The 18,897-nt window shown below is 66.2% G+C and carries 18 protein-coding genes; 8 read left to right on the top strand and 10 right to left on the bottom strand.

Annotated features, from left to right (window positions below; all coding sequences use genetic code 11):
- Nucleotides 1-71 precede the first annotated feature (71 nt).
- A complete protein-coding gene (locus OG203_RS28340) occupies nucleotides 72-605 on the top strand; it encodes a carboxymuconolactone decarboxylase family protein (RefSeq protein ID WP_405168031.1) in 534 nt (177 codons plus the stop codon).
- A gap of 90 nt (nucleotides 606-695) precedes the next feature.
- On the opposite strand, the gene OG203_RS28335 is transcribed toward OG203_RS28340, so the two are convergent.
- Together OG203_RS28335 and OG203_RS28330 are read right to left on the bottom strand one after the other, a co-directional pair.
- Nucleotides 696-1,490, bottom strand: coding sequence for a TetR/AcrR family transcriptional regulator (locus OG203_RS28335; protein ID WP_405160305.1), 795 nt, complete (start codon nucleotides 1,488-1,490; stop codon nucleotides 696-698).
- A 184-nt stretch (nucleotides 1,491-1,674) separates the two neighbouring features.
- Nucleotides 1,675-2,523 carry an SDR family oxidoreductase gene (locus OG203_RS28330; protein ID WP_405160304.1) on the bottom strand — a complete coding sequence of 283 codons (849 nt, stop codon included), beginning with the start codon at nucleotides 2,521-2,523 and terminating at the stop codon, nucleotides 1,675-1,677.
- A gap of 99 nt (nucleotides 2,524-2,622) precedes the next feature.
- Between OG203_RS28330 and OG203_RS28325 the strand changes: the two genes are divergently transcribed.
- The gene (locus OG203_RS28325) at nucleotides 2,623-3,021 is read left to right on the top strand and encodes a winged helix-turn-helix transcriptional regulator (protein ID WP_379284354.1); all 399 of its coding nucleotides are present in this window, start codon (nucleotides 2,623-2,625) and stop codon (nucleotides 3,019-3,021) included.
- A 46-nt stretch (nucleotides 3,022-3,067) separates the two neighbouring features.
- Nucleotides 3,068-3,484, top strand: a complete 417-nt coding sequence (locus tag OG203_RS28320) for a PPOX class F420-dependent oxidoreductase (RefSeq protein WP_405160303.1) — start codon at nucleotides 3,068-3,070, stop codon at nucleotides 3,482-3,484.
- A 103-nt stretch (nucleotides 3,485-3,587) separates the two neighbouring features.
- On the opposite strand, the gene lpdA is transcribed toward OG203_RS28320, so the two are convergent.
- Entirely contained in the window at nucleotides 3,588-4,991 is a 1,404-nt protein-coding gene (gene lpdA / locus OG203_RS28315; RefSeq protein WP_405160302.1) for a dihydrolipoyl dehydrogenase, read from the bottom strand.
- Nucleotides 4,992-5,162: 171 nt separating this feature from the next.
- Nucleotides 5,163-6,137 carry a dipeptidase gene (locus OG203_RS28310; RefSeq protein ID WP_405160301.1) on the bottom strand — a complete coding sequence of 325 codons (975 nt, stop codon included), beginning with the start codon at nucleotides 6,135-6,137 and terminating at the stop codon, nucleotides 5,163-5,165.
- Nucleotides 6,138-6,276: 139 nt separating this feature from the next.
- Between OG203_RS28310 and OG203_RS28305 the strand changes: the two genes are divergently transcribed.
- Complete coding sequence (locus tag OG203_RS28305) at nucleotides 6,277-8,334, top strand: prolyl oligopeptidase family protein (RefSeq protein ID WP_405160300.1); 2,058 nt, start codon at nucleotides 6,277-6,279, stop codon at nucleotides 8,332-8,334.
- A gap of 77 nt (nucleotides 8,335-8,411) precedes the next feature.
- Complete coding sequence (locus tag OG203_RS28300) at nucleotides 8,412-9,068, top strand: TetR/AcrR family transcriptional regulator C-terminal domain-containing protein (RefSeq protein WP_405160299.1); 657 nt, start codon at nucleotides 8,412-8,414, stop codon at nucleotides 9,066-9,068.
- Here the strand turns inward: OG203_RS28300 and OG203_RS28295 are convergent.
- The 3 genes from OG203_RS28295 to OG203_RS28285 all read right to left on the bottom strand — a co-directional run bounded on the left by OG203_RS28295 (nucleotide 9,065) and on the right by OG203_RS28285 (nucleotide 11,644).
- A complete protein-coding gene (locus OG203_RS28295; protein WP_405160298.1) occupies nucleotides 9,065-9,925 on the bottom strand; it encodes an alpha/beta fold hydrolase in 861 nt (286 codons plus the stop codon). The genes OG203_RS28300 and OG203_RS28295 overlap by 4 nt on opposite strands.
- 30 nt (nucleotides 9,926-9,955) lie before the next feature.
- Nucleotides 9,956-10,588, bottom strand: a complete 633-nt coding sequence (locus OG203_RS28290; RefSeq protein WP_357385177.1) for a TetR/AcrR family transcriptional regulator — start codon at nucleotides 10,586-10,588, stop codon at nucleotides 9,956-9,958.
- A gap of 591 nt (nucleotides 10,589-11,179) precedes the next feature.
- Nucleotides 11,180-11,644, bottom strand: coding sequence for a MarR family winged helix-turn-helix transcriptional regulator (locus tag OG203_RS28285; RefSeq protein WP_405160297.1), 465 nt, complete (start codon nucleotides 11,642-11,644; stop codon nucleotides 11,180-11,182).
- A gap of 118 nt (nucleotides 11,645-11,762) precedes the next feature.
- Here OG203_RS28285 and OG203_RS28280 point away from each other — a divergent pair, with 118 nt between their 5' ends.
- Nucleotides 11,763-12,785: an SMP-30/gluconolactonase/LRE family protein gene (locus OG203_RS28280; RefSeq protein WP_405160296.1), complete on the top strand. Its 1,023-nt coding sequence runs from the start codon at nucleotides 11,763-11,765 to the stop codon at nucleotides 12,783-12,785.
- A gap of 150 nt (nucleotides 12,786-12,935) precedes the next feature.
- Here OG203_RS28280 and groL read toward each other — a convergent pair whose 3' ends face one another.
- Both groL and OG203_RS28270 read right to left on the bottom strand, forming a co-directional pair.
- The gene (gene groL, locus OG203_RS28275) at nucleotides 12,936-14,561 is read right to left on the bottom strand and encodes a chaperonin GroEL (protein ID WP_357385171.1); all 1,626 of its coding nucleotides are present in this window, start codon (nucleotides 14,559-14,561) and stop codon (nucleotides 12,936-12,938) included.
- Between the two features lie 211 nt (nucleotides 14,562-14,772).
- Nucleotides 14,773-15,066 (bottom strand): hypothetical protein, encoded by a 294-nt coding sequence (locus OG203_RS28270; RefSeq protein ID WP_107659693.1) that lies wholly within the window; start codon nucleotides 15,064-15,066, stop codon nucleotides 14,773-14,775.
- Between the two features lie 89 nt (nucleotides 15,067-15,155).
- On the opposite strand from OG203_RS28270, the gene OG203_RS28265 reads away from it, so the two are divergent.
- Together OG203_RS28265 and OG203_RS28260 are read left to right on the top strand one after the other, a co-directional pair.
- Nucleotides 15,156-17,207, top strand: coding sequence for an NAD(+) synthase (locus OG203_RS28265; RefSeq protein ID WP_405160295.1), 2,052 nt, complete (start codon nucleotides 15,156-15,158; stop codon nucleotides 17,205-17,207).
- Between the two features lie 67 nt (nucleotides 17,208-17,274).
- The gene (locus tag OG203_RS28260; RefSeq protein WP_405160294.1) at nucleotides 17,275-17,949 is read left to right on the top strand and encodes a suppressor of fused domain protein; all 675 of its coding nucleotides are present in this window, start codon (nucleotides 17,275-17,277) and stop codon (nucleotides 17,947-17,949) included.
- A gap of 164 nt (nucleotides 17,950-18,113) precedes the next feature.
- Here the strand turns inward: OG203_RS28260 and OG203_RS28255 are convergent, their stop codons facing one another.
- Nucleotides 18,114-18,842 (bottom strand): Clp protease N-terminal domain-containing protein, encoded by a 729-nt coding sequence (locus OG203_RS28255; protein WP_405160293.1) that lies wholly within the window; start codon nucleotides 18,840-18,842, stop codon nucleotides 18,114-18,116.
- Between the last annotated feature and the right edge of the window lie 55 nt (nucleotides 18,843-18,897).

Below are 18,897 nucleotides of genomic sequence, written 5' to 3'. Positions count from 1 at the left end.
ACGGCTCGGCCCGGCACCGCCTGGCCGCTCGCCCATCAACGCGGAGGAGCCGACCGAGCATGGTTTCAGCGCTGCGACCACGCATTTCACCCGGACGCCTGCGCGAGCTGGGTCCGATCAACTGGGTTGTCTGGCAGGTCCTTTCCAAGGCCGCGGGCACCGATGACGCACATCTGTTCAGCACCCTCGGCCGCACCAAGGGACTGTTCCGCGGCTGGCTGCACTATTCGGGCAAACTCATGCCCGGCGGTCGGCTGCCGCGGCACGAGTCGGAGCTGGTCATCATTCGCGTCGCACACCTGAGTGGTTGCGAATACGAGATGGACCACCACATTCGGCTCGGCAGGCGGGCCGGAGTGACCTCGGAGATCCTCGACCGCCTGCGCACCGGACCCGACGCTCCGGGCTGGTCGGACAAACACCGTGCACTACTCGCCGCCGTCGACCAGCTGGTGCGGACCCGCGACCTCGACGACGCGCACTGGACGGCGCTGGCCGAGCACTACGACGAGCGCAGCCTCATCGAAATCGTGCTGTTGGCGAACCAGTACGAGGGGTTGGCCTCCACCATCACCGCCCTACGCATCCAGCGGGACGGGGTCTAGCGGGCGCACGCCTCTTGATTTCCCGCACCGGGATTCGCATGCGATTTCAGGTGCGGGGAATCATAAGGCGTGCGCGAGACAGGTTGACGCTCAGCGGTTTTCGATGAGCTGAGCCAGACCGTCGAGTACTCGGGCGAGACCGAATTCGTAGGCGTGGTCGGCGTTGTAGGCGGCGCCGTGGGCTTGCCCTGCGGTCGATCCAACGCGGGCACCCACCGGGTACTGCTGCGGGTCGAAGACCTGTGCGAGCAGCGGCGCCGCACGCTCCCACCACTGGTGATCGGTCATCGCGCTGTCCGCGGCCGCACGCGCGGTATCGATGGCGATGCGGGCCACCGAGGTGACGAAGCCGAGGACGTAGGTGAGCGACGCGTCCATGGTGACGTCGTCCAGGCCGAGGCCGTCGAAGGCGCGGAGCTCGTGGTCGTATTTGGCGGCCATGCCCGGCCCGAGCGGCGGGCGGGTGGTCGGCAGGTAGGCGACCCACGGGTGGCGGGTCAGCATGGCGCGGTTCGTCATCGCGATGGTGTTGACCCGATCGCGCCATGGCAGATCCGACAGGTCCGGGCGGTCCATCTCGCGGTAGACCTTGTCGACCATCAGATCGAGCAGTTCGGCTTTGCCAGGCACGTAGGTGTAGGTGGCCATGGGCGTGAGCCCGAGTTTGGTCGCAACCGCACGCATGGTGAGCGCGCCGATACCCTCCGCGTCGGCGAGCTCGATGGCCGCCGCAACCACGGCATCCACGCTGCTGCGCTGCTTCGGTCCGCGCGCAGGGCCGCTGGAAATCCGCCACAACAATTCCAGCGTGCGCACGGGGTCGCCCGCGCTGCTGCGGTCCTGTTTGCCGCGACGCTGCGGTTGCTGCGCCGAACCGTCGTCCACCCTGCCTCCTCGCCTGGTCGTCCCGATCGTATCGGCGTGATCCAGGTCGTAGTGCGGCCGCCCGGGAATTCTTCTACAAAGTACAGCGTATCGGCCGGACGCCGGGCTGAACGTGATCTACCTGCCTTGATTTCCCGCACCGGAGGGGGCGCGGGAAATCAAACAGGTTGCGGCGGTGCGACTCTCAGGCGAGCGCCGCGCGGAACACCTCGACCGCGGGAGTCGCCGGTCGCCCGAGCAGCTTCTGCAAGTCGCCGCTGGTCACATCGAGGAGGCCCTTCGTGATGCCCGCGTCGGCGTCGGCGAGCACCTTCGCATAACCGGCCTCGAGTCCGGACTGCTGGAGGGCGGCGGCATAGTCGGCTTCGGGCAGGTTCTCGTAGCGGACCGGCTTGCCGGCTGCCGTCGAAATCGACTGCGCCAGTTCGGCATAGGTGAGGCGTTCGTCGCCACCCAGCTCGTACACCTGCCCCGCGTGCCCGTCGGTGGTGAGCACCTTGGCGGCCGCGTCGGCGTAGTCGGCACGCGCCGCGCCGGCCACCCGCCCCTCGCCTGCCGCGCCGTGCAGGACGCCGGATTCGACGGCGTGCGCGAGGCCGCCGAGGTAGTTCTCCCAGTACCAGCCGTTGCGCAGAATCGCGTGCGGCACAGTCGACGCCGCGAGTGCCGCCTCGCTGCCGATGTGCTCCTGCGCCAGGATCATCGAGTTCTGCGCGCCCTGCGGGATGCTGGTGTAGACGAGCAGTTCGACGCCCGCGCGCTCGGCGGCGCGAATGACGTTGGTGTGCTGAGCTACTCGGGCACCGAATTCATTGCCGGAGACCAGCAGCACCCGGTCGACACCGGCGAGCGCGCGATCCAGCGAATCGGCGTCGTCGTAGCTCGCCTGACGCACGTCGACACCCTGCTCGGCCAGATCGGCGATCTTCTGCGGGTCACGCACGATCGCGACTGGAGTGACACCCTCGCGCAGCAGCGCCTGGACGACGAGACGGCCCAGTTGTCCACTGGCACCGGTCACGGCAACGGTCATATCTACCTCCACGGGTATGCACGGTTCGTTAAGCACTAACTATTAGTAAGTACTATGCATTCATACACCACTTTGGTCAAGTTGGGTACTATCGGTTGCATGAGCACACAGCCGACATCGTCGCCAGACCTGGACGATCCGACGCTGGAACCCGACGTGTTCGCCAAGAACTGCACGTCACGGCCGGTTTTGCAGAATGTCGCTAGTCGCTGGGGCATCCTCGCCCTTGTCGCGCTGCGCGAGGGTTCGTACCGGTTCAGCGCACTGCGCAGGCGGGTCGACGGCGTCAGCGAGCGGATGTTGTCGCAAACCCTGCAGGCCCTGGAACGTGACGGCATGGTGCATCGCGAGGTACACGAGACCATCCCGCCGCGTGTCGAGTACACGTTGACCGAACTAGGCGCGCAGGTCGCCGATCAATTGCATGCGCTGGTTCTGGTGGTAGAGACGAACATGCCGCAGGTGCGCGACGCCCAGGCGGCCTACCACCGCGAGTGAGGCGACCGGGGGAAGAGACCTCGATCACGACCGGTTGAATACCGGCATGGAACTCGCCCGAGCAGTCGACTTCGCCCGCGACCACCGCAGGTCCGTGCTGACCACCATCCGCCGCAACGGCCGACCGCAGCTGTCCAATGTGTTGCACGTGATCGGCGGCGACGGCATCATCCGCGTCTCCATCACCGCGGACCGCGCGAAGTACCACAACCTCGTGCGCGAACCGTGGGCCGCCATCCACGTCACCCGCGAGGACTTCTTCGCCTACGCCGTCATCGAGGCCATCGCCTCGGTCACCCCGGTGGCCGCCGATCCGCACGACGAGACCGTGGAAGCCCTCGTCGACTACTACCGCACCGCAAACGGCGAACACCCCGACTGGGACGACTACCGCCGAGCAATGGTCGCCGACCGCCGCGCCCTCGCCCTGCTCACCCCGACGCACGCGTACGGCATGCTCTGATCGGTGCTCCGGCGGGCGCTTGGCAGCACTCGCTCAGCACACGAAAAACGGTGGCGCCCAGACCCTTTGGTCTGGACGCCACCGTTCGGCTACGCGGCGTGGATCAGAAGTTGATCATGTGCCCGGCGAGGCCGTGGAAGGCTTCCTGCAGTGCCTCGCTGAGCGTCGGGTGGGTGTGCACGTTGCGGGTCAGCTCGTTGACCGTGAGGTCCCACTTCTGCGCCAGGGTGAGCTCGGGCAGCAGTTCCGAGACGTCCGGGCCGATGAGGTGGCCGCCGAGCAGTTCGCCGTACTTGCTGTCGGCGACCAGCTTGACGAAACCGGTCGGATCGCCGAGGCCGTGCGCCTTGCCGTTGGCGGTGAACGGGAAGGTCGCGACCTTGACGTCGTAGCCCTCGTCGCGGGCCTGCTGCTCGGTCAGGCCGAAGCTGGCGACCTGCGGCTGGCAGAAGGTGGCGCGCGGCATCATCCGGTAGTCACCGAGGGTGACGGTGTCCGCGCCGGCGATGGTCTCGGCGGCGACAACGCCCTGCGCCTCCGCGACGTGAGCGAGTTGCAGCTTCGCGGTGACGTCACCGATGGCGTAGATGTGCGCCACGTTGGTGCGCATGTAGTCGTCGATCGCGATGGCGCCGCGGTCGGTCAGCTGGACACCGGCCGCCTCGAGGCCGTAGCCCTCGACGCGGGGCGCGAAGCCGACGGCCTGCAGCACCTTGTCGACGGTGACCGTCTCCACGTTGCCGGACTTGTTGTCCTTGATCGCGACGGTGACCTTCGAGCCGTCGTCGTCGATGGACTGCACCGCGGCACCGGTGGTGATGGTGATACCGAGCTTCTTGTACTGCTTGGTGATCTCTTTGGAGACGTCGGCGTCCTCGTTCGGCAGCGCGCGGTCGAGGAACTCGACGATGCGCACGTCGACGCCGTAGTTCTTGAGGACGTAGCCGAACTCCATGCCGATCGCGCCAGCGCCGACGATCAGGATCGAGCCGGGCAGGTCGCGGGTGAGGATCTGCTCCTCGTAGGTGACCACGTTCGCGCTGAGCTGGGTGCCGGGCAGCAGCTTCGTGACGGTGCCAGCGGCGATGATCGCGTTGTCGAACGTGATCGTCTCGGTGCCGCCCTTGGACAGCTCGACCGAGAGGGTGTTCGCGTCGGTGAAGGTGCCCTTACCGTCGAACTCGTCGATCTTGTTCTTCTTCATCAGGAAGTGGACGCCCTTGACCCGGCCGTCCGCCACCTTGCGGCTGCGATCGAACGCGACACCGAAGTCGAAGTTCACCTCGCCCGAGATCCCGAAGGTCTTGGCTTCCTTGGTGAAGATGTGCGCCAGTTCAGCGTTACGCAGCAACGCCTTGGAAGGGATGCAGCCGACGTTCAGGCACACACCGCCCCAGTACTTTTGCTCGACGATCGCGGTACGGAGGCCTAACTGTGCCGCACGGATGGCGGCGACGTAACCGCCAGGACCGGCACCGAGAACGACAACGTCGTAATGGGAAGTCACGACAACGAGCCTAACTCTGCCACTAGGAGTTGGCCCACCGGTCCCCCACAACAATGAGCCGCAGGCCACACCTGGCCGCACGATCGGCGCTGTCGAGACCGATCGAGTGAGGAATCAGACATTTCGACTAGCTGGTGTCGGGCCGTGGTGTCGGGTCGCCGAACACCTCGGCTAGTCGCGCCACACCTGCGCGGCGACGCGGGAGAAGTTGCCGCCGAATATGGCCGCTCGGTCCGGTTCGCTGAATCCGCGCCGCGCCAATACCTCGTCGAGGCCGGGCACCCGGCCGACGCCGAGCAGGTCTTCCGGCGGAACCCATTGCAGTGGGCCCCATTGGGTGTAGGACTCGGGGAACAGTTCCGGGTGGTCGGCGAGCATGCCGTTGAAGTCCTCGGAGTCGAACGAGTAGTCCGAGCCGATGCCGATGTGTTCGATGCCGACCAACTCGATGCCGTATTCGACGTGCTCGGCCATTGCCTCGATTCGTGCGGCGCCGTCGTCGATTCCGTTGTGGCCCAAGAAGATACCGACGCCGTTGAGTCCGACCACGCCGCCGGTGGCGGCACAGGCCTTCGCCTGCTCGTCGGTGATGTTGCGCGGGTGCTCCCACAGCGCGGCGAAATTGGAATGGCTGTAGATCATCGGCACCTGGGTGTGCGTGGCCATATCGAGCCCGGTGCGCCGGGAACAGTGCGATCCGTCGACGAACATGCCGACCTCGTTGAGTTTGCGCACCAGGTCCTTACCGAAGCCGGTAAGCCCGGTGTCCTCGGTATCGAGGCAGCCGCAACCGGCCTTGTTCGCGCTGTTGTAGGTCGGCAGCATCGAGCGAACGCCCAGGTCGTAGAACAGTTCCACATTGTCCAGGTCGCCGCCGAGCGGGCCGGAGTCCTCCAGGTCGAAGGCAAGGGCGATGGTGTCCGGATCGCCGATGTCGGCGTGGCTGTGCACCAGGCGGAATCGTCCGTCGGCGAGCGCGTCCGCCCGATACTGCCTGGTCAGCTTCACCGAATCCTCCGTCGAATGCGGCGAGTACCCGACATTCACCGACAAATACGACCCGAGTGGATATCGCGCGAGGTCCGCGATCCGCGCCGAGGGCACCAACGGTAAGCAGCAGTGCTGCTCCCACAGAAAGGGCGGCAAGGAAACCTCCTGGTCGGATCGGCCTCGAAACCGCGATCCTACTGAGCCTGGCCGCACTGAACCCGCCGCCGCGCACGGTGTCGAACCAGTATCTCCCCCGCTTACGGCCCGATTTGCGCTGGTCGGCAACAATGTGGGGATGAGTGGCGTTGAGCAGGATGTGACCGACCCATACCTCTGGCTCGAAGAAGTGACCGATGAGCGGGCCCTCGACTGGGCGCGTGCGCACAACAGCGTGGTCGTCGAGCGATTCGCCTCCTCCGACCGCTTCAGCGCGCTCGAACATCGCATTCTGGACATGCTCGACACCGACACCAAGATCGCCTACCCGGGACGGCGCGGCAGCTGGCTCTACAACTTCTGGCGCGATGCCGAGCATCCGCGCGGGCTGTGGCGACGCACCACGTTCGCCGAGTACGCCAAGAAGTCGCCCGACTGGGACGTGCTGATCGACCTGGACGCGCTGGCCGCCGCCGAGGACGAGAACTGGGTGTGGGGCGGCGCCGCGGTGCTGCGACCGGCGCAGTCGCGCACGCTGATCAGCCTGTCGCGCGGCGGTGCCGACGCCAAGGTGGTGCGCGAGTTCGACATGGCGACAAGGGAATTCATCGATCCGGCGGACGGCGGCTTCTTCCTGCCCGAGGCGAAATCCGAGATGCGCTGGATCGACATCGATTCCGTGTACATCGGCACGGATTTCGGCCCTGGCTCGCTGACCGAATCCGGCTATCCGCGCATCGCCAAGCGCTGGCAGCGCGGCACCGAGTTGACCGAGGCGGTAACCGTCTTCGAAGGTGAACCCGGCGACGTCGCGGTCTCGGCGGGTTACGACCGAACCCCCGGCTACGAACGCCATTTCATCGGCCGCGCCACCGACTTCTTCAACGAGGATGTCTATCTGCTCGAAAACGACGGCACGCTGCGGCATCTGGACGTGCCGACCGATGCCAGCGAATCCTGGTACAAGGATTGGCTGCTCGTCCGGCTGAAGTCGCCGTGGGAGGTCGGCGGCAACGCCTACCCCGCCGGCGCCCTGCTGGCCATGAACTTCGACAAGTTCCTTTCCGGCGCACGTGATTTCGAGGTGATCTTCACCCCTGACGCACACACCTCGCTGCACGGTTACGGCTGGACCGAGAACCATCTGCTGCTCATCACCCTGGAGGACGTGCAGACCAAGCTCTACGTGTTGACACCGGGCGCGGACGGCTGGCGCAGGGAGTCGCTTGCCGATACCCCGCCGATGGCGACCACCAGCGTGATGAACCTGGACCCGCTCGAGGGTGGTGACGAATTCATGCTCACCACAAGCGGTTTCACCACACCTGCGACGTTGCTGGCCAGTTCGGTCGGCGGCGACACCGAGCAACTCAAGCAGGAGCCAGGGTTCTTCGACGCCGACGGCATCGAGACCGAGCAGTTCTTCGCGACCTCCGACGACGGAACACAGGTGCCGTACTTCGTGATTCGCCACCGCGACCGCAGGGGCGCACCGGGCCCGACGGTGATGTCCGGCTACGGCGGCTTCGAGGTCTCGCGCACCCCCGCCTACAGCGGCGCTTCCGGGATGGGCTGGCTCGAACGCGGCGGCACCTGGGTGATGACCAATATCCGCGGCGGCGGCGAATACGGCCCGCAGTGGCACACCTCGGTGCAGAAGGCCAACCGGCACAAGGTGTACGAGGACTTCGCCGCGATCGCGAAAGACCTTGTCGCACGGGGCATCACCACCGCCGATCAGCTCGGCGCGGTGGGCGGCAGCAACGGTGGCCTGCTCATGGGCGTGATGCTGACCCGGTACCCGGAACTGTTCGGCGCCATCGTCTGCCAGGTGCCGCTGCTCGACATGAAGCGCTACCACCTGCTGCTCGCCGGCGCCTCGTGGGTCGCCGAGTACGGCGATCCGGACAAGCCGGAAGAGTGGGAGTACATCAGCAAGTACTCGCCGTATCAGAACGCCAGGGCCGACGTGGCCTACCCGCCGATCCTGCTCACCACCTCCACCCGCGACGACCGCGTGCACCCCGGCCACGCCCGCAAGATGGCCGCGCTGCTGGCGGAGCAGGGGCACGAGTTCTGGTATCACGAGAACATCGAGGGCGGCCACGGCGGCGCGGCGGACAACAAGCAGTCGGCCTTCCAGGCGGGGCTGATCTACGAGTTCTTCACTCAGATGTTGCTCGAACGGCGCGGATAACCGCTGGTTACGGGGCCCGGGGCCTACGGTGTAGAGGTCATCTACGTCGTAGACCTTGGGCCGGGAGGAAAGCAGTCGTGGATTCCGAAAACGCCGTCGAAGTGTCCCGTGTGCGGCGCGCTCGTGCGCGGCGCCCGAGTCCGGCGCCCACGACGCGCACCACGTTGAACCGCGACTATATCGCCGCGGTCGCGTTGACCCTCATCGATCAGACGGGTGTCGACGGATTTTCGATGCGCAAACTCGGCACCGCGCTCGGCGCCGACCCGATGGCCGCCTACCGGCACTTCACCGATCAGCAGGAGCTGTTCGACGGCATCGCCGCCGCGATGTTCGCCGAACTGGATATGGAATCCCTACCGTGGCAGGAACCTTGGCGCGACCTGATGCGCGCCTACGCGCACCGGCTGCGTTCCACGCTGCGGCGACACCCGAATGCGGTGCCGGTCTTCGCGACTCGTCCGGTGCGCAGCGAGCTGGCCATCGAAACCGGTAGCTGGATGGTGGAACACCTTCAGGGCGCGGGGTTTTCGGCGACGGTCGCCGACCAGCTGACCCGCTGCCTGCGCGAGTACACGATCGGGCACATCCTCAGCCACGCCATCGCCACGGTCACCGCCCAGCGGACCGAGCAACCCGAACAGGCCACCGCCACCGATCATTTCGATGTGGGGCTGGACGCCATGCTCGACGGCTTCGGCCACCATCTCGACGTGGGCCGCAGGCACATCTAGCGGTCGCGCAACCACTTCTCCAGCCGATCGACGGTACTGGTTGAGTCGCGGATCCAGCCGTTGTGCCCCAACGGTTCCGGCTCATGCCAGGTGGTCACCTCGGCCTTCGGCAGCTTCTCCAGGAGGTGTTCGGCCGAGCCGGGCGGTGTCAGGTCGTCACCGGTCATGGTGATGGACAGCACCGGCAGCTTCAGCCGGGCGATCCGCTCCTCGTAGTCGATATCCGCACCGACCGGCTGGAACCGGCCGGTGCGGGCCAACCGCGCCCAATCCGAGATCAGCACCTTGGACTGCCTGCCGAAGCCGCCGGCGGGGATCCGGTCGCCCGGCCAGAACCCGGCCAGGCTCGCGGTCAGCGAGGCCGCCGCCGTGCCGACCAGCATGCCGGGACTCGAAAGTCCCGGGTAGCCACGGTAATACGGCGTTCCGGAGGCGATCAGGATCAGCCCGCCGAGCCTGCCGCGGATCCGCGCGGCGTACATGACGGCCAACTGGCCGCCCATGCTGTGCCCGAGCAGGTACGGCGTGCTTGCCGGGAAACGGTCGCGCACCACCTGGAAGATCGCCGGGAAATCGACCGAAACCAGTTCGTGGTAGCCGTAGGTGCTGGCGGCGCTCGGCTTCGGCGTGCTGTCACCGTTGCCGCGCAGCTCCCCGATGGCCACGTCGAACCCGCGCGCCGACAGTCCGCGGGCGAAGCCCTCGTAGTACCCGGCGGGAACGCCGAGCCCTGGCACGAGCACCAGCACCGGCCGCGGCGCGTCCGGCGTGATCGGATGCCGGTGCGTGCCAGCGGCCGGGATCAGCAGCACCGGAACCGTGCTGCCGTCCGGCATTTGGATCGGGACCGTCTCCATGCCGGGCACGCTACCGTGCCCGATCGGCGGTTATGCGCCGACCGCCCCCATGATCACCCTGCTCAACACCCTGATCACGTCGTCGAGCGGCGGCCGGGGATCCGAACCGCTCCAGGAATCCACCACGTAGTTGACCGCGCCGATGATCGCGAGCACCCGCATCTCGTAGTCGCCGGTCGGGATCTCGCCGTGCATGGCCGCGTCCTCCGCGGCGCCGGCCAGCAGCGAACCCCAGACCCGGCGCAGTTCGAGCCGGAACTTCTCCACCTTCGGCCCAGCGCCGACCACCTCGACCAGTGCGACGCGCGCCTTGCGCGGATCCGATCCGATGGACTCGACGTAGGCACGGGTGGACGCGTCGATGATCTCGAGCGCGCTCGCGTCGGCCTTGCTTTCCAATGACTTGGCGACCGCGTCGCGTGACTCGCGATCGATCTGCTCGTAGAGCTCTAGTAGTAGGGACTCGCGGCCGGTGAACTCCTCGTAGAACTGTCGTGAGGAGAGTCCGGCGTCCTTACAGATGGCGCCGACCGAACTATTGGCGTAACCGTCGCGCGCGAAGACCGTCAGGCCCGATTCCAGAAAACGCGCACGCCGCTGACGTTGCCGGTCCTCGACGGGTTGCCCGGCATACATTCGACCCGTATTCGCATCCTGTGACATTGGGCCAGACAATACAGAAGCCCAAGAAGCGCTCGACATGGATCGGGCCCTTGGTATCAACCCGCAACTGACCAGGCGTTAGCCGAAAGTTGGCAGAGTTGTTGCCAACTCATCGCGCACTATAGGCGCAATGCCAACAGTAGGTTCTCAATCATGCTCGACGGAAGGTCAGATCGTTGATATCAGCGATATGGACCCGAAAAAGCCATTGTCACTGGTTGTTTGCCGAAACGGACGATACCGGCGGTCACAGATGACCGTGCGTGAATTTGACGGGAATTAATAGAATTATTTTCAACCGAACTGGACCGCTGGTTATGCCTGATTCGTCCTGTCCCCCAGGGGACTTCATGCCACAAGGGAAGTTCGGCGAATAGGACGCCGAATAGAGAACAGAGCGTATCTTCCAGCGGCACTCCAGGTCTCGCCACAGACGTCGCCCAGTTGCGTAATGGAGCGAGTCGCATGCTGGTCGCGTTGCGCTGTGGCGACACAGCGAACACCACGCCGAGCGGTGGCGCAGGACCAGAACTGACGCGCACCTGGACCTGCTATTGCATTGGGCAGCAACAGGTTTGCACCCAGAGCGTCCTACTTCTTTGGGGCAGTAGGGGTTTCGGGCCGGATGGAGTCGAAGAGGTCCGCGCAGCGGGTGAGGAGTTCCCGCAGCGTCGCGCGTTCGGCGTCGGTGAATCCGGCCGCCACCGCTCGTTCCACCCGGACCGCGCGGACGTCGGCGTCTTTCATGACGGCCGCGCCCGCTTCGGTGAGGCGGGTTTCGAGGATGTTCTTGTGCCAGGCGTGCGGGGTGCGCTCGATGAGGCCTCGGTCCTGCAGGTTGGTCAGCACCGTGTTCATCGTCGGCGGGGTCACGCCGCAGAGGCGGGCGAGGGCGGCGGCCGAGATGCCGGGGTTCTCGTCGAGGAACAGCAGGGCGGAGTACTGCGGGACAGTGACGCCCGCGGGCTTCAGCGCGGCGTGCTTCGCCGTTTGCAGCGCCTGCTCAGCGCGCTTCACGTACGAGCCGAGGCGCTCGGAGGAGTGCAGGGACGTCATGACCGCATGGTATCTGCCCAACCTTTCATAAGACTCTTGACGAATGTTAGAACTCTAATCTATCTTCGTGTTCACACTTAGATATGAATACATCTAAGAGGTAGACCTGATGAGAGGCATGACCATGTCCCACGCAACGCGCCGCCGCATGGCGACCTTCGCCATCGCGGCGGCCTGCACCGCCGTCGCGGCCTGTGGAACCACCGAAGACACCGCACAGCCCGCCCCTTCCGCACAGTCCGTGCGCATCACCACCGCCTACGACCTGCCCGACCGTGCCTATCCCGAGGGCATCGCCGCCGATCCGCGCAACGGCGACACCTACGTCGGCTCGTTCAGCACCGGGGCCGTCTACCGGGCCGCACCGGGGGCCAAGAAGGCCGAGATCTTCTTGCCCGAGGGCGCCGACGGACGCAAGACCGCGAACGGCGTGAAGGTCGATCAGGCCGGGCGGCTATGGGTGACCGATTCGACCGCCGGGGTCGACGTGTACGACATCGCGACCCGCGCCCTGATCGCTCGATTCGACGTGCCCGGCGCGGCCGGGCGCTTCGTCAACGACCTGACCATCACCCCCGACGGCACCGCCTACCTGACCGACACCACCCGCAGCGTCGTCTACCGCGTCACGGCCGCGCAGGTGACGGAGGCCGCGGCGCGCGGCGGACGTGCCGACATGACAACACAATTCGATCTGAGCGCGATCGTCGCGCCGCACGCCCCCGACGTCTTCACCCTGAACGGCATCGTCGCCGACGCCAGCGGCCGCTACCTGCTCGTCGTCGACATGAACGTCGGCGAGCTGTACCGCATCGACCTCACCCCGAACGCCGCGGACCCGATCCGCAAGGTCGCCCTGCACGGCGGCGACCTGATCCACGGCGACGGACTCGAACTGCGCGACAACACCCTGTGGGTGGTACAGAACACCGACAACGCCATCGCCCGCTGGACCGTCACCGACGACGGCGCAACGGCAACCATGGACCAGCGCATCACCGACGAATCCCTTGGCCTGCCAACCACATTGGTCCACGCCGACAACCAAACCCTGGTCGTCTCTTCACAATTCGACAAGGGCGGCCCGATGGGCCAAGGCACCCCGAAGCCGTTCACCATCGTCGCCGTCGACGGGATCTGAGCCATTCCCCAACTCGACTTGAAGATAGGTTAGCCTAACCTGTATGGTCGGTCCCGAGATAAGCGGAAGGGACGCCGCAGACGCCGAAAGCCGGTCCACCCGAGGGTGGACCGGCTTTCGGTTTCTACAGGTATTGCCTGGTGGCTGGACTCAGAAGTCCATGCCGCCCATGCCACCGGTCGGGTCGCCAGCCGGGGCGGCGGACTTTTCCGGCTTGTCGGCGACGACGGCCTCGGTGGTGAGGAACAGAGCCGCAATCGACGCCGCGTTCTGCAGCGCGGAGCGGGTGACCTTCACCGGGTCGGCGACACCGGCGGCAAGCAGGTCCTCGTACACGCCGGAATCGGCGTTGAGGCCGTGGCCTGCGGGCAGGTTGGAAACCTTCTCGGCGACAACGCCCGGCTCGAGGCCTGCGTTGAAGGCGATCTGCTTCAGCGGCGCGGACAGCGCGACGCGCACGATGTTCGCGCCCGTCGCCTCGTCACCGGTGAGCTTCAGGTCGTCAAGGGCAGGCGCCGACTGCAGCAGGGCCACGCCGCCACCGGCGACGATGCCCTCTTCGACGGCGGCCTTGGCGTTGCGCACGGCATCTTCGATGCGGTGCTTGCGCTCCTTGAGCTCGACCTCGGTCGCGGCACCGGCCTTGATGACCGCAACACCGCCGGCCAGCTTGGCCAGACGCTCCTGCAGCTTCTCACGGTCGTAGTCCGAGTCCGAGTTCTCGATCTCGGCACGGATCTGCTGCACCCGGCCCTTGATGGCCTCCGGGTCGCCAGCGCCCTCGACGATGGTGGTCTCGTCCTTGGTGATGACGACCTTGCGCGCCTGGCCGAGCAGCTCGACACCGGCAGTCTCCAGGGAGAGGCCGACCTCTTCGCTGATGACCTCGCCACCGGTGAGGATGGCGATGTCGGCGAGCTGCGCCTTGCGGCGGTCACCGAAGCCCGGCGCCTTGACGGCAACGGACTTGAAGGTGCCACGGATCTTGTTGACCACCAGGGTCGACAGGGCTTCGCCCTCGACGTCCTCGGCGATGATCAGCAGCGGCTTGCCGGCCTGGATGACCTTCTCCAGCAGCGGCAGCAGGTCCTTGACGGTCGAGATCTTCGAGCCGACGAGCAGGATGTACGGATCCTCGAGGACCGCTTCCTGACGCTCGGGGTCGGTGACGAAGTAGCCCGAGATGTAGCCCTTGTCGAAGCGCATGCCCTCGGTGAGCTCCAGCTGGAGCCCGAAGGTGTTGCTCTCCTCGACGGTGATGACACCTTCCTTGCCGACCTTGTCCATGGCCTCGGCGATGAGCTCGCCGATGGACGAGTCGCCCGCGGAGATACCAGCGGTAGCAGCGATCTGCTCCTTGGTGTCGATCTCCTTGGCGGACTCCAGCAGGCGAGCCGTGACGGCCTCGACAGCCTTCTCGATGCCGCGCTTCAGGCCGAGGGGGTTGGCGCCGGCCGCGACGTTGCGCAGGCCCTCACGCACGAGCGCCTGGGCGAGCACGGTGGCGGTGGTGGTGCCGTCGCCAGCGACGTCGTCCGTCTTCTTGGCAACTTCCTTGACCAGCTCGGCGCCGATCTTCTCGTACGGGTCCTCCAGCTCGATCTCCTTGGCGATGGAAACACCATCGTTGGTGATCGTGGGGGCGCCCCACTTCTTCTCCAGGACAACGTTGCGACCCTTCGGCCCCAGCGTCACCTTGACCGCGTCGGCGAGGGCGTTCAGACCCCGCTCGAGACCGCGACGGGCCTCTTCGTCGTACGCAATTGTCTTGGCCATTGCGTTGAGATCCTCCACATGTATATGGGGCTGACACACAGGAACGACCGCAGGTTGGGTCGCCCTATTTACGCTGGCCAGGTGCGGTGCCCGCGACGGACGACCGAGGGTGTCGATGGAACCCGATCTCACCGTCCCGACCTGGCACTCACAGGTCGAGAGTGCCAAAGCCATTTCTAGCACTCGACAGTGCCGAGTGCAAGGTTAGGTCCTATGCCCGATCGTCGACGCGCAATACCAATGCGACGAACGCGTCGGTCCGGCGTTCCTCCGGGGAGCGGGGCTCGCCGCCCTCCACGGTGACCAGCTCGGCATCGTGCAACAACAACTCCGCTTCGACCCGCATGATCGCCCTGATGAATGGGGGCGCCACCTCGGGGGGAAGATCGCCGTTGACGACATAACTGCCGTCCGGTTGTGACTCTGTGGACACATACGAAAGCGCACGCAGCAGATCGGCGCGTCGTTCCCCCGCGATTAGGTCGGAATCCGTTTCATCCGCCATTGCTATAGCTTAGCGGGCCAGCATCGAGGGTAGGTTCCGGAGGGGAAATCATGATCATCTCCGCCCATCCTCGTCGAAGGGGGACGGCAGTGCGTGAACTGCCCTTCGAATCGCTCTATCGGCATGACTTCGCGCGGGTGGCGGTGGCCGTGCCCCGGCTGCGGGTGGCCGACCCCGCGTACAACGTCGAGCAGACGCTGCTGCTCGCGCGGCAGGCGGCGGCCGACGGAGTAGTACTGACCGTTTTCCCGGAACTCGGGCTGTCCAGCTACACCGCCGACGACCTGTTCCACCAGGACGCCATGGACGACGCGGTGCGGGCCGCATTGGCGCAGGTAGTCGCCGAGAGCGTCGACATCGATACGGTGCTTGTGGTCGGCGCTCCGGTGCGGACGCAGGGACGGCTGTTCAACTGCGCCGTCGCGGTGTGCCACGGCGTCGTGCTCGGCGCCGTGCCGAAGAGCTACCTGCCGAACTATCGCGAGTTCTACGAGAAGCGGCAGTTCGCGGCGGCGCGGGAGAACCTCGAAACGCACATCACGATCGCGGGACAGCGGGTGCCATTCGGCGCCGATCTGCTGTTCACGGCGAGCAATCTCGACGGGTTCGTGTGCCATCTTGAGATCTGCGAGGACGGCTGGGTTCCGTTGCCGCCCAGCGGTTATGCGGCGCTGGCCGGGGCAACGGTGCTGGTCAACCTGTCGGCGAGCAATATCGTCATCGGCAAGGCCGACTACCGAAGGGCGCTGTGCACGTCGCATTCGGCGCGCTATCTGGCCGCGTACCTGTATTCGGCTGCGGGGCATGGGGAATCGACGACCGACCTGGCCTGGGACGGGCAGGCGCTGGTGTGCGAGAACGGTGATCTGCTCGCCGAGGGTGCGCGGTTCGCCGATCATCCGCAACTGGTCACCGCCGATCTCGACCTGCGCCGACTGGCCGCGGATCGGCTGCGCGCCACCAGCTTTGCTGACAATGTGCACGACCATCGGGAGCGGCTGTCCAAGCTACGTCGCGTCGAGGTGGAATTACCGATTCCCGCGGGCACTGTCGATCTTCGGCGCGAAATCGAGCGCTTCCCTTACGTTCCGGCCGATCCGGCCGTGCGCAACGAACGCTGCGCCGAAGTGCAGCACATCCAAGTGGAGGGCCTGAGCACCCGGCTGCGTGCCACCGGGTTGCAGCGGGTGGTCATCGGTGTTTCCGGCGGGCTCGACTCCACCCAGGCCCTGATCGTGGCCGCCAAGACGATGGACCGGCTCGGGCTGCCGCGGGCAAATGTGTTGGCCTACACCATGCCAGGGTTCGCGACGAGCACCCGAACCAGGACCGACGCGCATCGGCTGATGGACGCGCTCGGTGTGACGGCGCGGGAAATCGACATTCGCCCGTCGGCAACCCAGATGCTGCGCGACCTCGGCCACCCGGCCGCCGACGGAACGCCGCAGTACGACATCACCTACGAGAACGTGCAGGCTGGCGAGCGGACCTCGCACCTGTTCCGGCTGGCGAACCAGCACGGCGCGCTCGTCATCGGCACCGGCGATCTCAGCGAACTCGCCTTGGGCTGGTGCACTTTCGGCGTCGGCGACCATATGGCGCACTACAGCGTGAACGCGTCGGTGCCCAAGACGCTGATCAAGTATCTGATCGCCTGGTCGGTCGACACCGCGCAGTTCGGGCCCGCGGCGGACGAGGTGCTCGGGTCGATTCTGCGGACCGAGATCTCACCGGAGTTGGTGCCGGACACCGATTCCGCCGCGCCGAGTCAGAGTTCCGAAGCCACGGTCGGCCCGTACGAGCTGCAGGACTTCCACCTCTACTATCTGCTGCGCTTCGGTTACCGCCCGAGCCGTATCGCCTATCTGGCCAGGCACGCCTGGTCGGATACGAACCGAGGACACTGGCCCGACCTGGTAGACCAGCACAACGCCTACGACCTCGCCACGATCAAACGGTGGCTTGCGGAGTTCCTGCGCCGATTCATCCAGACCAGCCAGTTCAAACGCTCGACGCTGCCCAACGCGCCGAAAGTCGGTTCCGGCGGCTCACTCTCGCCGCGCGGTGACTGGCGCGCGCCGAGCGACGCGTCGGCCGCGGCCTGGCTCGACGAACTCGCCCGCAACGTGCCCGACGCCTGACCGGCTGTCCAGCAACGCGATCCGACTCGCGCGGCGCGGGCGGCGGCGATCTGCTTATGGTGGCTCAGTGAGTGAAGCACCCGGCTGGAATGCCATCGACGGCGCGCTGCGGCCGTTGTACGGCGATAGCGAACCCTTCCATTGGGCGACCGATCACCGCTGGTCGCTCGGCGGACCCGATCCGCTCGACGGGATCAGCGCGTACTCACGCACCGAGCCGGTGCCGCACTGGCACTACATCAGCTACGGCATGACCGAGCTGTACGAGAAGGAGTGGGACAACCTCGACGAGTCCGGCTGGGGCTTCGAATTCACCTTCCGGCTGGTTCGCAGGCCCACCGACACCGAGCCGCCGGTGTGGCCGGCGAACTTCCTGCAGAACCTCGCCCGCTATGTCTTCCAGTCCGGCAAGTGGTTCGAGCCGGGACACACCATCAAGGCGAACGGCCCGATCGCCGCGGACCAACCGAACTCCGGAATTCACGCCGTCGGATTCACGGTCGACCCGGAGCTCGGCACCATCGAAACACCGCACGGCAGTGTGCGATTCCTGCAGATCGTCGGGCTGACCATGACCGAGTATCGGGCCGCGCAGGGCGGAAAGACCCTCGCGTTACTCGAGCAGCTGGCGCCCCACCTACCCCTGTACGTCACCGATACCGAGCGCGCACCACTGGTTTCCGAGCCGAAACCCCAAGCGCAGTGGCCACGTTGGGGTGGCGGGCTGCGCGGGCGAGCCTAGGGTTCAGGCGGCGCGCGGCATGCCGACCGGGCGCTGCTCGACCGATGGCGAGCGCCGATCGGTCGACGCGCCCCGCGAGTGAACCAATCGCCGCCGACGCACCCGTGCGGTGTTGACCGCACGAAATCCGAGGCGGGCGCGGCGAATCCGGGCCCACCCTCGCCTCATGACTTGTCGGAGTAGTACACGGACAGCAGCTCGACGATATGGGCTTCGGTCTTCGTCTTGTCCATGCCGAGCCCGGTGAGCAGGCCGGTGCCGTTCTCCTGCTCGAGCAGGGCGAGCAGGATGTGTTCGGTGCCGACGTAGTTGTGGCCGAGGCGAAGTGCCTCGCGGAAGGTCAGTTCGAGGACCTTCTTGGCCTCCGGGTCGAACGGGATGAGCGCGGGAATGTTGTCGGAGCGGGCGGGCAGCGCGGCGGTCGCGGCGTCACGAACCGCTTCCAGGGTGATGCCGCTGGTGAGGATCTCTTTCACACCGATGCCGTTGGGTTCGGCCAGCAGACCGAGCACAAGGTGCGGAGTACCGATCGCCGCGTTCTCGCAGGCACGGGCGGCTTCTTGCGCCGCGACGATGACCGAACGGGCCCGGTCGGTGTACCTGGCGAAACCCGCGCTTGGGTCCATCTGGGCGGCTTGGCTCACATCGCCGGGCCCCTTCGGCACGAAACGCTTCTGCGCGGCCTGTTTGGTGACGCCCATGCTGACGCCGATATCGGTCCACGATGCGCCAGCACGGCGGGCCTGGTCGACGAAGTGGCCGATCAGATGGTCGGCCAGTTCACCGAGGTGATTGCCGGTGACCACGGCGTCGGACAGTTGGTCGAGCACGTTGTCGGGGCGGGCTTTCTTGATGCCGTCGATCAGATCGTCGAGGCGGTATGGAGAGGTCATGCGTCAACGATAGGTTGACGATCCGGCTTCGTCAACCCCGAGTTGACGAAGCCGG

Origin of the sequence: Nocardia sp. NBC_01499, from assembly GCF_045040275.1 — a bacterium.
GTDB lineage: Bacteria > Actinomycetota > Actinomycetes > Mycobacteriales > Mycobacteriaceae > Nocardia.
The sequence above is the reverse complement of the archived record's forward strand: the minus strand, read 5'-3'. Positions and strand labels throughout refer to the sequence as shown.